The organism is Chryseobacterium sp. NG-CE01 (assembly GCF_055695505.1).
Map to the genome: position 1 here is coordinate 290,273 of NZ_CM146369.1, position 15,977 is coordinate 306,249.

The 15,977-nt window shown below is 37.7% G+C and carries 15 protein-coding genes; 4 read left to right on the top strand and 11 right to left on the bottom strand.

Annotated elements, in window-relative coordinates:
- Positions 1 to 173 precede the first annotated feature (173 nt).
- The 6 genes from ACYT6F_RS01400 to ACYT6F_RS01425 form a co-directional block, all read right to left on the bottom strand.
- Positions 174 to 1,073: an NAD(P)/FAD-dependent oxidoreductase gene (locus tag ACYT6F_RS01400; protein WP_472599553.1), complete on the bottom strand. Its 900-nt coding sequence runs from the start codon at positions 1,071 to 1,073 to the stop codon at positions 174 to 176.
- A gap of 137 nt (positions 1,074 to 1,210) precedes the next feature.
- The gene (locus ACYT6F_RS01405) at positions 1,211 to 2,731 is read right to left on the bottom strand and encodes a glycosyltransferase family 39 protein (protein ID WP_472599554.1); all 1,521 of its coding nucleotides are present in this window, start codon (positions 2,729 to 2,731) and stop codon (positions 1,211 to 1,213) included.
- Positions 2,732 to 2,875: 144 nt separating this feature from the next.
- The gene (locus ACYT6F_RS01410) at positions 2,876 to 4,072 is read right to left on the bottom strand and encodes an efflux RND transporter periplasmic adaptor subunit (RefSeq protein ID WP_472599555.1); all 1,197 of its coding nucleotides are present in this window, start codon (positions 4,070 to 4,072) and stop codon (positions 2,876 to 2,878) included.
- Between the two features lie 42 nt (positions 4,073 to 4,114).
- The gene (locus tag ACYT6F_RS01415; RefSeq protein WP_472599556.1) at positions 4,115 to 5,386 is read right to left on the bottom strand and encodes an ABC transporter permease; all 1,272 of its coding nucleotides are present in this window, start codon (positions 5,384 to 5,386) and stop codon (positions 4,115 to 4,117) included.
- A gap of 82 nt (positions 5,387 to 5,468) precedes the next feature.
- Entirely contained in the window at positions 5,469 to 6,698 is a 1,230-nt protein-coding gene (locus ACYT6F_RS01420) for an ABC transporter permease (RefSeq protein ID WP_472599557.1), read from the bottom strand.
- A gap of 118 nt (positions 6,699 to 6,816) precedes the next feature.
- On the bottom strand, positions 6,817 to 7,506 hold the full coding sequence (locus ACYT6F_RS01425; RefSeq protein ID WP_472599558.1) for an ABC transporter ATP-binding protein: 690 nt from the start codon (positions 7,504 to 7,506) through the stop codon (positions 6,817 to 6,819).
- Between the two features lie 424 nt (positions 7,507 to 7,930).
- On the opposite strand from ACYT6F_RS01425, the gene ACYT6F_RS01430 reads away from it, so the two are divergent.
- The 4 genes from ACYT6F_RS01430 to ACYT6F_RS01445 all read left to right on the top strand — a co-directional run bounded on the left by ACYT6F_RS01430 (position 7,931) and on the right by ACYT6F_RS01445 (position 12,133).
- Positions 7,931 to 8,905 carry a ribonucleotide-diphosphate reductase subunit beta gene (locus tag ACYT6F_RS01430; protein WP_169229407.1) on the top strand — a complete coding sequence of 325 codons (975 nt, stop codon included), beginning with the start codon at positions 7,931 to 7,933 and terminating at the stop codon, positions 8,903 to 8,905.
- Between the two features lie 170 nt (positions 8,906 to 9,075).
- Positions 9,076 to 10,734 carry a ribonucleoside-diphosphate reductase subunit alpha gene (locus ACYT6F_RS01435; protein ID WP_472599559.1) on the top strand — a complete coding sequence of 553 codons (1,659 nt, stop codon included), beginning with the start codon at positions 9,076 to 9,078 and terminating at the stop codon, positions 10,732 to 10,734.
- A gap of 103 nt (positions 10,735 to 10,837) precedes the next feature.
- Positions 10,838 to 11,728 carry a DUF72 domain-containing protein gene (locus ACYT6F_RS01440; RefSeq protein WP_472599560.1) on the top strand — a complete coding sequence of 297 codons (891 nt, stop codon included), beginning with the start codon at positions 10,838 to 10,840 and terminating at the stop codon, positions 11,726 to 11,728.
- A 174-nt stretch (positions 11,729 to 11,902) separates the two neighbouring features.
- Positions 11,903 to 12,133 carry a hypothetical protein gene (locus ACYT6F_RS01445; protein ID WP_472599561.1) on the top strand — a complete coding sequence of 77 codons (231 nt, stop codon included), beginning with the start codon at positions 11,903 to 11,905 and terminating at the stop codon, positions 12,131 to 12,133.
- 60 nt (positions 12,134 to 12,193) lie between these two features.
- Here the strand turns inward: ACYT6F_RS01445 and ACYT6F_RS01450 are convergent, their stop codons facing one another.
- From ACYT6F_RS01450 to ACYT6F_RS01470, 5 genes are all read right to left on the bottom strand, one after another.
- The gene (locus ACYT6F_RS01450; RefSeq protein WP_472599562.1) at positions 12,194 to 12,787 is read right to left on the bottom strand and encodes a hypothetical protein; all 594 of its coding nucleotides are present in this window, start codon (positions 12,785 to 12,787) and stop codon (positions 12,194 to 12,196) included.
- Between the two features lie 39 nt (positions 12,788 to 12,826).
- Positions 12,827 to 13,471 (bottom strand): HD domain-containing protein, encoded by a 645-nt coding sequence (locus tag ACYT6F_RS01455; RefSeq protein ID WP_472599563.1) that lies wholly within the window; start codon positions 13,469 to 13,471, stop codon positions 12,827 to 12,829.
- A complete protein-coding gene (locus ACYT6F_RS01460) occupies positions 13,472 to 14,311 on the bottom strand; it encodes an alpha/beta hydrolase family protein (RefSeq protein WP_472599564.1) in 840 nt (279 codons plus the stop codon). It abuts the gene before it with no gap.
- A gap of 85 nt (positions 14,312 to 14,396) precedes the next feature.
- A complete protein-coding gene (locus ACYT6F_RS01465; protein WP_472599565.1) occupies positions 14,397 to 15,287 on the bottom strand; it encodes a ribokinase in 891 nt (296 codons plus the stop codon).
- Between the two features lie 50 nt (positions 15,288 to 15,337).
- Positions 15,338 to 15,973, bottom strand: a complete 636-nt coding sequence (locus ACYT6F_RS01470) for a DUF4241 domain-containing protein (protein WP_472599566.1) — start codon at positions 15,971 to 15,973, stop codon at positions 15,338 to 15,340.
- Between the last annotated feature and the right edge of the window lie 4 nt (positions 15,974 to 15,977).

Consider the following 15,977-nt stretch of genomic DNA (forward strand, 5'->3'; position numbering starts at 1 on the left):
CGAGATTTCAGTATCTGCAAATATGATTTTTGGCCTTATCATTATCAGTACATCCTGAATAATTGTTATTTAATAAGATTTCTATTGCATTTTAAAGTTCACGTTTAATTTTTATACCACTTGTAAAAAATATTCCTCACAAATATTGAGAGGAATATTTATTATACAAAAACTCAAAAGCTTTCTTCCGACAGTTCTTTGTTGACAATCGCTCCTGTGAAATTTCCCTGTGCGACTGCATTGGCAACAGATCTCATCAGAGTTGTATTATCTCCGCACGCAAATACACCATCTGCGCTGGTTTTGTGAAAATGATCTATTTTGATAAAACCATGCTCGGTGAGCTCAAGCTGCAGATCTTCAGGATTAACATTCTGCTCAAAAGGTATTTTCACATATAAAGCTTCCAGTTCTTTTTCACGTCCGTCTTTAAATATTACTTTCTGAATATGTCCATTTTCATGAACGATTTCTTTTATTTCAGATTCAGTGATCTCAATTTTATTTTGATTGAATTTCTCTGTCTGTTCCTCACTTAATGTAGATTCTCCATTGGTAAATAAGGTAAGATCTTTTGTAAGGTTAAAAACCAGTTTGGAAAATTCAAAGGCCAGATCACCATTGGATAGAAGTCCTGTTGTTTTACCTTTCACTTCATAACCGTGACAATACGGACAATGGATCACTGAAATTCCCCAGCACTCTGCAAATCCTTTGATATCCGGTATCTGGTCTTTTACTCCGGAAGCCAGAATTATTTTTTTTGCTGAAAATTTTTCGCTGTTATCCGTTTCAACTTCAAAACCGCTTGAATTTCGGGAAATTTTTGTGACCAGACCGTCGAAAAAGGTTACTGTTTCATATTTCAGAACCTGTTCTTTTGCGATTTCTGCGATTTCTTTTGGCGTTTTACCATCCTGGGTGATAAAGTTGTGTGAATAGGGAGTCTGTCTGTTGCAGGGTTTCCCGCCGTCGATAACCAGTACCTTTCTTAAAGATCTTCCAAGAGACATCGCTGCAGACAATCCCGCATAACTTCCTCCTATTATGATGACATCAAAGTTGTTTTCCATAAATAATTATTTGCTGTTTATACATACAAGTAATGAACCGTTCATTATTTAACAAAGATAAAAAATAATTATTAACGCAACTTAATTGCATTAATAATTATTTAAGCAAAATCATTAATGGTAATTGAAATAAGTTATTAGTAATGAGCTTTGACTGCATCTACTTCATTCTGAATCCTTTTATTGATATCAATTTTGGCACCCTGAAAGCTAAAAATTAAAGTACCTTTTTCTCTTGCGAACGGATTCGTAATAGAATCTGAAATTTTTCCGGTTTTAAAGAACGGGCTCGTTTTTTCGAGTTCATTATCCGAAAATTCTTTTATCCGGATTAAATTGTGATATGGCTCGCTCAAGTCAAACCAGTTGATATAATCGGCATTAAAAGAAACCGCTTTTATTCCTTTTTCAGAATAAAAATTAATTGCTCCTGCCTGGCCGTAATTATCACAAAGTACCAGTGTTTTCCCGGTTTTTGAAAGGTTTTCATATTCACGATCTGTTTTTTTGGCAAGTTCTTTCCAGCCCAGCATATCTGCAAAATCCTGCGGAAGCGAATGATCTTTGCCATCTTCCCACCGAAGCAGTCCTAACTTTTTATATGGTTCCGGATGAGACACGATATACTCGGGACTTTTATTGGGAAAAGCCACACGGTATAAGGGAATAAAGGCGACAATAACAATCAATACAAAGGCTATTCTTAAAACAGCACCTTGTTTTAATCTTTCAAAACGATCTGCAAGAAAAACAGCTCCGAACGCAATATAAGCGGGATATACACCGATGGCATAATAGTCTTTGGCTTTCAGCAATAAAAATAAGGCAATCGTAAAAATATAAGACCAGAGGAAAAACCTGAACTTTTCAAAAGGCCTGTAAAACAGCAAAGCATAAAATCCAGCTATAATCACTAAGATCGATCCTAAAAAGAACAGGAATTGAGACTTTATAAAATCCAAACGGCTGACATTGACAAGCTGCCTATCGGAAAGTTCTTTCATATGATGAATGACCGGGAAATCATTTTGAAACTGCCACACGATATTGGGTAAAACGATCATTAATGCCAGCAATGCCGCAAGGTAAAACTGTTTTTGCAGGAATATTTTTCTATGGACACTCAATAAAATGGCCGGAAGAATGCCCAACAGCGAAAATACAATGTTGTATTTGTTTAAAAAACCGATGCCGAGGAATACTGCTCCTGCGTACAGCCATTTCATCCTGTCAGAATTTATATATTTAATGACACAAAAATAAAACAGAGTCCACAGCAGTACCTCGAGCGAATTCGGCTGAAAAAGCATATTAAGCCTCAACAGCACCGAAAGCAAAACTCCCGAAGCGGCTAAAATACAGGCATAGAGACTGCCTTTCAGTTCTTCCACCGTTTTCCAGACGGCAACGATCGTTAATGCACCGAAAAGAGCCGGAAAAAACTTAACCCAGAATACAGAATTTCCTAAAACATTAATTATAAAAGCCTGCCACGAGCTCACAGGAGGAACCGATAAAAATCCCCAGGCCAGGTGATTTCCCTGATCCAGATGCAGATATTCGTCCCGGTGGAGTTCATACTCCGGATTGATTAATGAATATTGAAGGATAAATTTAAGTATTACAAATACGATCAGTATAATTCCGCTTTTTTTCATGGTTTTATTGATGAAATTAAGACATTTTCGAACCCATATTTATTACATCATTACACAAATATACCGACAGGTCGTGTTTATCTCAAAAAAATCCTGAGAAAATAATTTCCTCAGGATTACATCTAAATGTATAGTGTTAGTTTACTATTTTTTTGATTTTTCTTTTAATTCTTCCTTGTCTTTATCAGAAGGGTTCCAGACTTTCACATCTGCATTTTTATCAATTCCTGATAGGATTTCCACATTAATTCCGTCGCTTGCTCCCAGTTTCACATATGCTTTTTTGAACTTACCGTCTTTTTGTTTCACCTCAACGAAAGGAACATCTTTACCGTTTTTCTTTTCGTATTGGATCAAAGATTCATCAAGTAACAATGCATTTTTCTTGGATGTAAGAACGATTTCACCGTTAGCAGAAAATCCTGCTCTGATGTATTCGTTATTCGGGTTGAATACATCACCCTCAACAGGGAATTTAATGGTTCCGTTATTGTCTTTCCCTTTTGGAGCAATCATAGTAAGTCTTCCCGGAAAAGTTTTATTCTGAAGGGCGCCGATGACGATGTTCATATCCATTCCCTGTTTTAGTTTTCCTGCCTGTGCTTCATCAATTTCACCTTGGAAGATCAATGAATTAAGATCAGCGATGGAGCAAATGGTAGTTCCGGCGTTGAAAGAGTTGGCCTCAATCACCTGGCTTCCTACTTTTACGGGTACTTCAAGAACTGTTCCTGCCGCTTTTGAACGAATCTGCGTTGTAGCAAGTCCCTGAAGCTCCGGAGTTGCGCCTGTTTTTGCAATCAGCAACGCTTTCTGTGCCGTTACGAGCTGCTGCTGGGCGTTTTTCAGTGCCTGTTGTGTTGTATACAGCTGCTGCTGAGCATTCAGAAATTCCTGTTTGGAAGCAACGCCCTGTTTGTACAGCCTTTCCTGCATTTCAAACTGTTTGCGCATATTTTCAACATTCATTCTGGCATTGTTGATCTGAAGCTGCTGGTTATTCACATTTTGCTGGGCATTGTTTACCTCTGCAATATTCGGAACAATTCTTACGGTCGCAATCAGCTGTCCGGCTTCCACTTTATCGCCTTCGTCCACCAAAATTTTATCAATAATCCCTGCTATATTTGGTTTGATTTCAATTTCTTCCTTTGGAATAATTTTTCCTGTCGCCATTACCTTGTCTTCCATATTCTGGACAGTAGGCTTACGGGTAAGGAAAGCTTCGCTCTCTTTGGAATTGGATTTTACAAAATATCTGATTCCTGAGAAGAGTGCCACTGCAAATAAAAGCCCGAGAATAATGTAGGTGGCTTTTTTCCAGGTGAATTTCTTTTTCATATGTATAGTTTATTTTATTTTAATATTAAATGGTTAAAAGTCCTATTCTGTTCTTAATGCTTCAATAGGCCGTATCTTTACAGCTCTCTGCGCCGGAATCATCCCGATGATAAGCCCCAAAACCACCATAACGCCCATCGCTGCAAAAACATTCCCGTAATTTACCGTAGGATTATAAAACGGAAATGAATCCTGTCCCTGAGTTAAGGTGTCCAAAAGCATCAAAACGAAAATCCCGAACATAAAGCCCAGAAGTCCCGAAGACAGCGTAATTACCACACTTTCCAGAAGAATCTGGTTTCTTACTTCAGAAGGCTTAGCGCCTAAAGCTCTTCGGATTCCTATTTCCTTGGTTCTTTCTTTTACGGTAATTAAAAGGATATTGGAAATGGCAATTACACCTGCCAAAATCGTTAATGTTCCCACAATAATGGTGAGAAGCTGCATTCCCGTAAGAAAACCTGTCAGTTTTTTAAATTCTTTCCCGAGGTTAAAGCTTCCGAAAGCATTCGTATCTTCAGGAGAAACTTTATTTTTAGCTTTTAATTCAAGCTTTACGCGTTCTTCTACGGAATTCACGTTGGCATCGGGTTTACTAACAATGGCAAACATATCGATCTGATCTCCTGCATTATACATTTTGGTATAGGTGGAAAGCGGAATAAAAACGGTCTGATCATTTTCAAAACCTCCGTTTTTCTTTATTCTGAATACACCGATGACGTTAAAGAAAATTCCTTTAATATTAATAGATTTTCCAAGTGGGTTTTCATTCTTTTTAGAGTCGAAAAAGTTTTTATAAATCTCTTCACCGATTACGGCTACATTTTTATTTCCTGAAACATCGGCATCGTTGATATACCTCCCGAAAATCAGTTTTTTTTCTGAAATTTTATTACCGACCGGATAATCTCCCGTTAATGCATAAGTCCCGCTTTTGCCATTTCTTGACATCGATTCTCCCGGAGTTCCCGTAAAGCTTCCTCGTGAATTCTGCGGTGAGATATAATCAATTTCGGCAACTTTTCTTTTCAGCATATCGATATCGGAAAGGTGAAGATGCATTTGCCTCCCTTTAGGGAAACCCTCGTAAGGAATTGAGGTATTTTGCGCCCAAAGAAAAATTGAATTGGTAGCAAATCCGGAAAAAAGCTTATCGAAACCGTTTTCCATTCCTTTGGCTGCACCAAGCAGACTTACATACAAAAACATACCCCAGCCTACACCAATCATGGTAAGAAATGTCCGAAGCTTATTATTTCTGAGTGAATAATAAATCTCCTGCCAGGTATCTTTTTTAAATAGTATATTCATTTTTGACTGTCCGTTTTTTAATAAAAGTGATTTACTATGAATTTAATTTTTGCTAAATCAGAAATTCATCATTCACGTTTGTCTATTCCGTTCTTAATGCTTCAATAGGTTTTATTTTAGATGCCCTGTAGGCAGGAACAAATCCCGCAATCAACCCGGATAAGACAAGAGCGACGAATGCAGCAAAAATATGCCCCCATCCCACACTCGGATCTTTAATGAAATATTCTTCCAGGTTATTTCCTATTAAATACAGGGCCAGCACACCGAGACCAACACCTATCAAGCCGGAAATTACCGTAATTACTACACTCTCCTGAACAATAAGCGCAACAATACTTCTGGGCTTTGCACCTATCGCTTTTCGTACGCCGATTTCTTTGGTTCTTTCTTTTACAATATAAACCATGATATTACTGATTCCGATAATTCCGGCTGCCAGCGTTCCCAGTCCGATAAAACCGACAATTCCGGTTAGTACTGCCATGAATGCAAAAGTATCGTTCATATTCTGGGCGTTGTTCCAGACTCTTACTCCGTTTTCATCATCCGGCGCCACATTTTTTCTGGATTTCAGTCTTTCCTTTAATTCGTCACCGTATTTTATGGCTTCCTGTGGTGTTAATTTATCATTATAAGCAATATAATTGATGCTCACCGTATCAGAACCCTTTTTCATTTGCTGCAAAGTGGTGATCGGCACGGTGATATGCCTTTCGTCCCAGTCGCCGCCGTCGTCTGAAAATACACCAATCACCTTAAACATTGTCCCATTGATATTTAATTCTTTTCCGACAGGGCTTCCGTTTTTAATGAGGTCACGCTGAACCATTCTTCCGATCACGGCTACATTCTGTTTTCTTTCCAAATCGGTTGGCGTAAGATATCTGCCTTCGAGTATTTTTCGGTTTTCAATAACCTGCTCTTCAGGTTTTGCACCATTAATCTGATAGTTTCCGCTCTCTTTACCATATTTCACGAGTAAATTTGAGGTATATCTCGGTGTTGAGCTTCCAACTTTCTCTTTATCGATATTAACAAGGAAATCGTAGTCGTCATTATTCATGGTAACCTGCCTGTCAGACTGAAGGCCGTTGTAGGCAATGGTTGTTTTTCCGGTTACAATGGAAATAAGATTCTGGGCATCTCTGGCAAATCCTTGTGTAAATGCATTCTGCAATCCTGTTCCTATTCCGAACAGAACAATGAAAATGAATAATCCCAAAGCCACAGTAAAGCCGGAAAGTACCGTCCGCAATACATTACTGCGAATAGAACTGAATATTTCCTGCCAGCGATCTAGGTCGAACATATTTCTTTAGATTTGAAGCGGGAAGTCTGATGATGAAAGTCTCCACTCTTTCCGCTGATTTATTTAATTATTAAAATTTCATTTTTCATCCCCAAGCTTCCATCTTCTATCTTCCAGCCTATAAAACCAGCTGCTTAATAAACTCATCACTTTCGATAATTCCGTCTTTCAGAATGACATTCCGCTTGGTTTGGGCAGCCACGTCCGGTTCGTGCGTTACAACAATGATGGTTTTCCCTTCATTATTAATATCCTGAAGCAGTTTCATGATGTCGTGCGTGGTTTTAGAATCCAAAGCTCCTGTTGGCTCATCGGCAAGCACTACTTTTGGATCAGTAATTAGCGCCCTTGCAATGGCAACCCTTTGTTTCTGTCCTCCGGAAAGTTCGTTAGGTAGATGGTTTGCCCACTGCGCAAGCCCTACTTTTTCGAGATACTCCATGGCTCTGCGCTCGCGTTCTCTTCTCGGAACATTCTGATAATATAAAGGAAGAGCAACATTATCCAGAGCAGTCTTATACCCGATCAGGTTGAATGACTGGAAGATAAATCCTAAAAATTTACTTCTGTATTCTGCAGCCTTCACTTCAGAAAGATGCTCAATCGGAACACCATCAAGCTCATAGATCCCGGAATCCTTCTCATCAAGGATCCCTATAATATTGAGCAGGGTAGATTTCCCGGACCCGGAGCTTCCCATGATGGAAACAAATTCACCTTCGGAAATGTTAAGATTGATTCCTTTAAGAACGTGAAGCTTACTTTTTCCGGTATCGTATGACTTATGTAAATCCTGAATTACTAACATTTAAGCGGGATATGTTTATCCAATAAGTAGATATAAATTTTAATTTGTTACGCAGAAAGAAAAATTCTTCAATTAAATTATTGTTTAATATATTACTCCTTTATTTATAGCTACTTGCAGATAATTGTTTAATAATAATTCACTTATAACAAACATTTTTGTGGGACATGCCTTTGAAAGCCAGTGTCTAAGCGGTTTTCATGTAAATGTGGAAAACTTTTACGGTTAAAACTCAATCATTTAGTGTTTCGCCCTTTTAAATACAGTTCTTGTTTTCTAACTTTGTACTTGTACATCACCAAAAAATAAACACTTCGTCAGTTAATAATTTTTAAACGTAAGTGCCGGCAAATCAAATTGTTGAATATTTTTTGAACTTTATCCACATCAATCTAATAATTAATTTTTTAAGACATTCTAAAATATGGGAATTTTTGATAAAAGAGTAAGCTACAAACCATTTGAATACCCTGAGGTTCTTCAATTCGTGGAAGCGATCAACAAATCATTTTGGGTGCACTCGGAGGTGGATTTTACCGCTGATGTTCAGGATTTTCATTCACAGCTGGAACCCAATGAGAAACATGCTGTAAAAAATGCCCTTTTGGCGATTGCACAGATTGAAGTATCCGTAAAAACATTCTGGGGAAATTTATACAACCATCTTCCGAAACCTGAATTCAACGGTCTTGGAGCTACTTTTGCAGAATGCGAATTCCGTCATTCCGAAGCATATTCCCGTCTGTTGGAAGTGTTGGGCTACAATGACGAATTTATGAATGTTGTTGAAATTCCTGCCGTAAAAAAGAGAATCGACTTTTTATCAAATGTTCTGAAGCATGCTAATTCTGCGACGCCTAAAGAATACGTTTCTTCTCTTTTGTTATTCAGCATTCTGATTGAAAACGTTTCGCTTTTCTCTCAGTTTGCCATCATCCTTTCATTTACAAGGTTTAAAGGATACATGAAAAATGTTTCCAACATTATTGCATGGACTTCTGTCGATGAGCAGATCCACGCCAATGCAGGAATCTACCTGATCAATAAAATCCGTGAAGAACAGCCTGATTTATTAACTGATTCTGATATTGAAGATATTTATACTTTGGTTGACCAATCTGTTGAGCTGGAAGGAGAAATCCTCGACTGGATCTTCGAACTGGGAGAACTGACTGTATTCTCAAAGGAAGATTTATTAAACTTCATGAAATACCGTGTTGACGACAGTTTAAAGAAAATCAACATGACTACAAGATACAACGTCTCTCCTGAACAATACCGTCCGATGGTGTGGTTCGAAGAGGAAGTTTTTGCCAATTCAATGGATGATTTCTTTGCGAAAAGACCTGTAGATTATACAAAGCACGATAAGAGTATTACGGCGAATGATCTTTTCTAAATTGGTCTGATCATTAAGGAGCGAGCGAAGCGAGCGTCGAAACAGATAGTATTAGCAGTTTCATGCTGAGCCCGTCGAAGCATACTTACAGTTTTAAAAACGTATTCATAATAAAGCAACAAATTCCTGAACTTTAAAACCGTTCAGGAATTTCGAAAATATAAACAACTATGGAAGAACAGAAAACAAATATATGGTGGCTCAATGAAGAGTCGGAACAAATGCTCAACAGAGGCTATTTGCTGAAAGGGGAAACAGTAGAAGGAGCTATCGACAGAATTACTACTGCAGCGGCCAAAAGACTGTACAAACCTGAACTTCAACCCGCATTCAAGGAGATGATCACCAAAGGATGGATCAGTTTTTCTTCTCCGGTTTGGGCCAATATGGGAACCCAGAGAGGTCTTCCTATTTCGTGCTTCAACGTTCACATTCCGGACAGCATTGAAGGAATTACCCACAAAATGGGTGAAGTCATCATGCAGACCAAAATCGGGGGCGGAACTTCAGGATATTTCGGGGAGCTTCGTAACAGAGGAACTGCAGTAACAGATAACGGAAAATCTTCAGGAGCCGTTTCCTTTATGAAACTTTTTGATACGGCAATGGACGTTGTTTCTCAAGGCGGCGTAAGAAGAGGTGCTTTTGCAGCTTATCTTGACGTCGATCACGGGGATATTGAAGAATTCTTATCCATTAAAGATATCGGAAGTCCTATCCAAAACCTGTTTACAGGAATCTGTGTTCCGGATTACTGGATGCAGGATATGATCGACGGTGATATGGAAAAACGTAAAGTCTGGGCAAGAGTATTGGAAAGCCGTCAGCAAAAAGGACTTCCTTACATTTTCTTTACCGACAACGTGAACAGAAATAAACCTCAGGTTTATAAAGACTTAGGATTAACAGTAAACGCCAGTAACCTTTGTTCGGAAATCATGCTTCCTTCAACCATGGAAGAATCTTTCATCTGCTGTTTATCTTCCATGAACCTTGAATTGTACGATGAGTGGAAAGACACTGATGCGGTAAAGCTGGCTATCTATTTCTTAGATGCTGTTTTATCTGAGTTTATTGATAAAACAGAAGGCAACTATTATCTTCAGGGAGCAAGAAATTTCGCCATGAGACACAGAGCGTTAGGATTAGGTGTTTTAGGATATCATTCTTACCTTCAGAAAAATATGATTCCTTTTGAAAGTTTTGAAGCAACACAGTTTAATGCCAGAGCTTTCCGAAGAATTAAGGAACAGGCGGAGCTGGCTTCAAGAGAACTTGCAAATATTTACGGAGAACCGGAACTTCTTAAAGGATACGGGCTGAGAAATACCACCACCATGGCTATTGCTCCTACCACTTCAAGTTCTGCAATTCTGGGACAGACTTCTCCGGGAATCGAGCCTTTTGCTTCCAACTATTTTAAAGCAGGCCTTGCAAAAGGAAACTTTATGCGTAAGAACAAATATCTGGCAAAATTATTGGCTGAAAAAGGCCTTGATAATGAGGAAACATGGAGAACGATTATGTTGAATCATGGTTCTGTACAGCATTTGAAGGAGCTAACCGATGAAGAAAAAGCAGTATTTAAAACATTTAAGGAAATCTCTCCGATGGAGATTATTTCTCAGGCAGCGCAAAGACAGCAATATATTGATCAGGCTCAGTCCCTGAATCTTCAGATTCCTTCTACCATGCCGGTGAAAGATGTTAATTATTTATACATTGAAGCCTGGAAAAAAGGTGTAAAAACTCTTTATTATCAAAGAAGTTCTTCTGTTTCTAAAGAAATGATGGTAAATTTTGTTACCTGTACAGCTTGTGAAGCATAAGACTCTCAAATAATAAACATTACATATTCACTTCAGCACGCTTTCCCGGCGTGCTTTTTTATTTTATATTTGTTAGAAGAGTTAATCACTAAAAAATTCAGATATGAAATTCGGACAAGTAGAAGATCCCTCAAAAATAGATTTCACATTACCAAAAGATCATCCTGCAACCAAAAAGATTTTAAGCCAGAATAAGAAAGGTTTAAAGAATATTTCGATCGGATGTGCCAAATGGAATAAAACCGACCTGAAAGGATTTTACCCGAAGGGAACGAAAGACGAACTGACCTATTATGCTACCCAGTTTAATTCAGTCGAGCTGAATGCGACCTTCTATGGTATGCCTACTCCGGATCAGGTGCAGACGTGGAAAGAGAAAACACCGGAAGATTTTAAATTCTTTCCTAAAATAACAAATTCTGTTTCTCACTTCAGGAGATTAATTGACGTAACAGAGCCTGTTACCCAATTTGTCACTTCCGTAATGCAGTTTGATGAAAAGTTAGGAATGGTATTTCTTCAGCTCCATGATAATTTTAAGCCTAAAGATTATGACAGACTGGAGAAATTTGTCAAAGACTGGCCAAAAGAAGTTCCGTTAGCGATTGAATTAAGAAACACAGAGTGGTTTACCAATGAAGAAATCCTGGATACGACGTGTGCGCTTTTTGAAGAACATAATATCACCAATATCATCGTAGACACTGCAGGCAGAAGAGATATGCTCCATATGCGACTTACAACACCTACAGCATTTATCCGCTATGTCGGAGCTAATGCCGAAAGTGATTACGAGCGGCTGGATGACTGGCTGGAGCGCCTTGCCAAATGGAAAGAAGAAGGGCTGCAGAATCTTTACTTTTTTGTACACCAGAATATCGAAAAAGCGTCACCTCTTCTCTCCGCATATTTTATTAAAAAAATGAATGAAGAGTGGAAAACGGAGTTTCACATCCCTAAAATGGCAACGGAAAGCACGGGAACACTTTTTTAAGAATTGATAAATTTTAATTTTACTCACTGTATAGTGTAATAATTTCCATCAATATTCACAGTTTTAAGAAAAATAATTCACTGGTTTTCCCTACAAAAAAAATTACTTTCAAAGCATTTTTCTTATTGGAATAATTGTTAAATTAGAAAAGATGACAATTAAAAAAAAACCAATATGGAAAATGAAATTTGTAAAATAAGTATTTCAACAAACTGGCTGGGAGATCAATACATCTTCTATGAAGACGACAAGATTAAAAGGGTTTATGATAATAATAGCCTAAGCTCTGATGTCACAGAATGGGTAGAGCCAAAACAGATCAGTAAACACAATAAAGATAAAATTATTAAAAACTGTCCGGAAGAATTTAAGGAAAGAATAATGATGATTTTAGATTATCCTTAATTATCTGTATTCCTATAACATAAATTGGTTCCGGCTTGCTTCGCAAGCCGGAACCAATTATTATTTTCTATTTCTGATTAACAACATTATATTGAGGAATAAAAGAAGAAAATCCAGTGTAATCCAGATTCCTACTTTTATATTTTCATAATTATAGTCTTCCACCTGTCTTTTTGCCAGATCCGAAAGCTTTACACTCTGATTGATATAATTACGGACTTCAATAATCTGGTCAATATTTTTATTAGGAAGCGAATGTTGTGAAAAGTAAACCAGGTTTTTCTTTCCAAGATATCCAACGATCCAGTATTCATCAGACTTATCCATTTTAAGATATTCGATACGATAATATTCCGGCCGGATTGTTCCGATATGTTTTGTGTCGATCACCTTACTCACTTCGGCATCATTGAGTGTCACTACATAAAAATCCAAGGGTTGGGGAAGCTTGTTGATTACCTGAAGCGCCACAGAATCTTCCACGATTCCTATCACACTTTTTTTTATAAACCAATAGGTAAAAATAGAAACGGAAAAAACGATGGTAACAATACGGAACAGTTTTGCCCATTCGGCTCCTCTTCCTCTTTTAATTTTAGATAAAAAAAGAGAAATCACCAAAGCCCAGAAAATCGCCAGAACAATGAATACCATATTGCAAAGATACTTATTTTAAAGCTTTCAGAAGAAATATCAGCCCACGTTCCACTCTTTATAAAACTGGTCAAGAAACTGCAGCATGAAATCATGTCTTTCCCCTGCAATTTCTTTTCCTTTTTGGGTATTCATAAGATCTTTCAGCAGTAAAAGCTTTTCGTAGAAATGATTGATAGTGGTTCCGTCAGATTTTTTGTATTCTTCTTTCGACATATTGAGCTTAGGCTCAATTTCCGGATCGTACATCAGATTATTTTTAAAACCTCCGAAATTGAACGTCCTGGCAATACCAATCGCTCCGATCGCATCAATCCTGTCCGCATCCTGTACAATTTTAAGTTCAATAGAAAGATCTTCAGGCGCTTCTGCCCTGTTTTTAAATGAGATATTTTTAATAATGAATAAAACTTTCTCAATAATATCTTCTGAAGCGTGCTGACTTTCCAGAAACTCGCTTGAAACTTTCAGCGCCAGCGTTTCGTCACCATTATGAAACTTGGGATCGGCTATATCATGAAGAAGTGCTGCCAATTCTACAACTTCCAGATTACAGTCTTCTGTTTCGGCAATTTTTTTTGAAAGCTTCCATACTCTTTCAATATGATACCAGTCGTGCCCTGCTTCGGCACCTTTAAGTTTTTCTTTTACAAATTCTACAGTGTTTTTGATCAGATTCTTCATTTATATCAATTCATTTAAAATAATATTCCAGAGCTTTTTGTTATAGCTTCTAAAAAAGTTAACGTGTCCTATTTCACCTTTATCAGATTCGGAGGTTTTGACTAGCCTGTAAGTCGGTTTAAGATTGGGGTAAGTATCATTCAGTAAACTCATTACGCCCTTTTCAGTCAGCCATACATCATCTTCAGCCCTGATTACAAATACTTTCTGCGTTAACGATTTAGAATAATCATCGGTTTTGTCTAATAAACCATTCGTTGATTTCCTGTTTAAAATTAAGGTTCTCCAGTCATATGCACAATTTTTTGGAAGACTTTCTCCCAATCCAAACCATTGCGCAGGAAAATACCCTAATAATGTTGTGGTTAACGGCTGTACAATGCCGAATCCCAGATAGGCTTCTATTTTTGTTCTGAGTTTTAAATTTCCTACAAAAGCATTTTGGGTTCCTACAAAAACAAATTCCTCGAAGATATGCGAATCTTTATTCATCCCTAAAATTAAGGCTCCCACAGAATGTCCCAGACCAAATTTTTTATAGTCTTTAAAATTTTGTTTGATATATTCGGTAATTGCCTTAAAATCCTCAGATCCCCAGATTCTCATAGACGCCTTGAAGTTTTTCATATTTCGTGGCTTTGAAAGTCCTATCCCGCGATAATCATATGTTATTACAGTGAAACCATTTTCTGCAAAATATTGGGCAAAAGAAAAGTAGACCTGCTGTTTTACGCCTGTTGCAGAATTGATAAGCAATAGTTTGTGATCATCATGCTCCGGTAAAAACAAATGAGCTGTGATAGCAGCCTGATCTCCTGTGGTTATTATTAACTTCTCCATAGATAAAGAAAAATCCACTATAAAAGTGGAAATTTAGTTTGGATATGTGTGCTGTTTTCACAGCTTTTGATATGTGACAAATAGTTTATGAAACGAAATCTGACAATCTGGGAAGTCCGGTCTGCGAACCTTTTTTCGAAGAAACCCTCGCAGAAACTTCATTTCCGAATTTTACACAATCTTCAATATCATTGTTGTGACATAATGCAATAGAAAACCCTACGGTAAAGGCGTCGCCCATTCCCATTTTGTAGATCGTACTGTCTTTTTCATTCCTGCAGTATTTCATCTCTGTTCCGTCAAAATAGACGGTAGAATTGATATCATCTCTTACAAAAACTTTATTGAAATATTTTTTAAGAATTTCCTCTCTTTGATCTTCCCCGAAAAGAATATGCAGTTCGTTGCTTTTAACTATGATAAAATCAAGATTTTCAACGATTCTTTCAGACAGTTTTTGTGCAGGAGATGCGTAAAGTCCTACCTTTTTACCATATTTTTTTGCCTTATCAACTGAAAATTCCACAACATCCATAGAAACTTCAAGCTGAAGAAGAATTAAATCTGCAGTCTGAAAATAGCGGTCCGCAGATTCTACATGTTCCGTGCTTAAATAATTATTAGCCGCGGGTACCACCACAATGGCTGAATTTCCCTGTGAAGTGGTAACATAAGCGGTTCCGCTGGATTCATGATCCGTCTCAAAAACGAAGTCGACATTCACATTTTCACTGATCATATTCCTCATGATCTGTTGCCCCACCGGATCCTGGCCGACACAACCTACAAAATGCACACTTGCACCAAGCCTTGCTGCTCCTACAGCCTGGTTAGCACCTTTTCCGCCGAAAAAACTTTCGGATTGGCCGGCAATAACCGTCTCATTCGGACCTGGTACTTTTTCCGTTTCCAGGACAAGATCTATTGATGAACTGCCTATAACGATGATTTTGGGTTGTTCTGATGAAAAATTCATTGCCTTTAATACGTTTATGTTTGTATTGGTTTACCAGATTATATTTAGATTTAACTAATTTCAATAAATTCAGTTACGATTTTTACAGGCTCCCGGTTTTTATCGTAAGCAATATAGCTTGCATAAAATCCTTCCCCGTATCCCGTTTCAAAGGCAAAAATAGTTCCAGGATGATCTTCTGATGGTTTTAAAAATGCAAACTGGTCAATTGCTCCTTTTTCATCAAAGAAATATTCATGAAAAAATTCTTCGTAGATGCCCATAAAGTCTGCACCCTTGCTGTGATATAGTCTTTGCTCAAGTGCATTAAGATTATTTTGGGTATCAGCATCCATAAAACAACCCATGCCGCTTTCTACAGGATATCCGAAAACCTCGCCTTCCTCCAGATCTTTTATGTTCTGACCTTCTGTAGTTGCAAGCTGCCAATCGGTAATATCGGCCTGACTGAAAATGATTTCGGCATATGCTACACAGTTACTTTCTCTCTCCTTATGCAGCAAAACAGAGAAATCTCCTTTCGGAAACAGTGTTGTGAAGGGTTTCATGTCATTTGTAATCAAAGGATCACAGGCAACAAGGTGCCCGCTTGAAAGGTATATCTTTCCTACTTCGAAACTTTCCAGCAAAGGACTTTCCACGAAGTTTTTAGAAAATAGTTTTTGTATGTTTTCTATGTGTGTCATGTTA

What these genes read in the sequence shown, in the direction of transcription:
- ACYT6F_RS01455 (WP_472599563.1), bottom strand. Translation starts at nt 13,471, where the DNA reads ATGAAGAATCTGATCAAAAACACTGTAGAATTTGTAAAAGAAAAACTT.
- ACYT6F_RS01440 (WP_472599560.1), top strand. Translation starts at nt 10,838, where the DNA reads ATGAAATTCGGACAAGTAGAAGATCCCTCAAAAATAGATTTCACATTA.
- ACYT6F_RS01460 (WP_472599564.1), bottom strand. Translation starts at nt 14,311, where the DNA reads ATGGAGAAGTTAATAATAACCACAGGAGATCAGGCTGCTATCACAGCT.
- ACYT6F_RS01450 (WP_472599562.1), bottom strand. Translation starts at nt 12,787, where the DNA reads ATGGTATTCATTGTTCTGGCGATTTTCTGGGCTTTGGTGATTTCTCTT.
- ACYT6F_RS01425 (WP_472599558.1), bottom strand. Translation starts at nt 7,506, where the DNA reads ATGTTAGTAATTCAGGATTTACATAAGTCATACGATACCGGAAAAAGT.
- ACYT6F_RS01465 (WP_472599565.1), bottom strand. Translation starts at nt 15,287, where the DNA reads ATGAATTTTTCATCAGAACAACCCAAAATCATCGTTATAGGCAGTTCA.
- ACYT6F_RS01405 (WP_472599554.1), bottom strand. Translation starts at nt 2,731, where the DNA reads ATGAAAAAAAGCGGAATTATACTGATCGTATTTGTAATACTTAAATTT.
- ACYT6F_RS01420 (WP_472599557.1), bottom strand. Translation starts at nt 6,698, where the DNA reads ATGTTCGACCTAGATCGCTGGCAGGAAATATTCAGTTCTATTCGCAGT.
- ACYT6F_RS01445 (WP_472599561.1), top strand. Translation starts at nt 11,903, where the DNA reads ATGGAAAATGAAATTTGTAAAATAAGTATTTCAACAAACTGGCTGGGA.
- ACYT6F_RS01435 (WP_472599559.1), top strand. Translation starts at nt 9,076, where the DNA reads ATGGAAGAACAGAAAACAAATATATGGTGGCTCAATGAAGAGTCGGAA.
- ACYT6F_RS01415 (WP_472599556.1), bottom strand. Translation starts at nt 5,386, where the DNA reads ATGAATATACTATTTAAAAAAGATACCTGGCAGGAGATTTATTATTCA.
- ACYT6F_RS01430 (WP_169229407.1), top strand. Translation starts at nt 7,931, where the DNA reads ATGGGAATTTTTGATAAAAGAGTAAGCTACAAACCATTTGAATACCCT.
- ACYT6F_RS01470 (WP_472599566.1), bottom strand. Translation starts at nt 15,973, where the DNA reads ATGACACACATAGAAAACATACAAAAACTATTTTCTAAAAACTTCGTG.
- ACYT6F_RS01410 (WP_472599555.1), bottom strand. Translation starts at nt 4,072, where the DNA reads ATGAAAAAGAAATTCACCTGGAAAAAAGCCACCTACATTATTCTCGGG.
- ACYT6F_RS01400 (WP_472599553.1), bottom strand. Translation starts at nt 1,073, where the DNA reads ATGGAAAACAACTTTGATGTCATCATAATAGGAGGAAGTTATGCGGGA.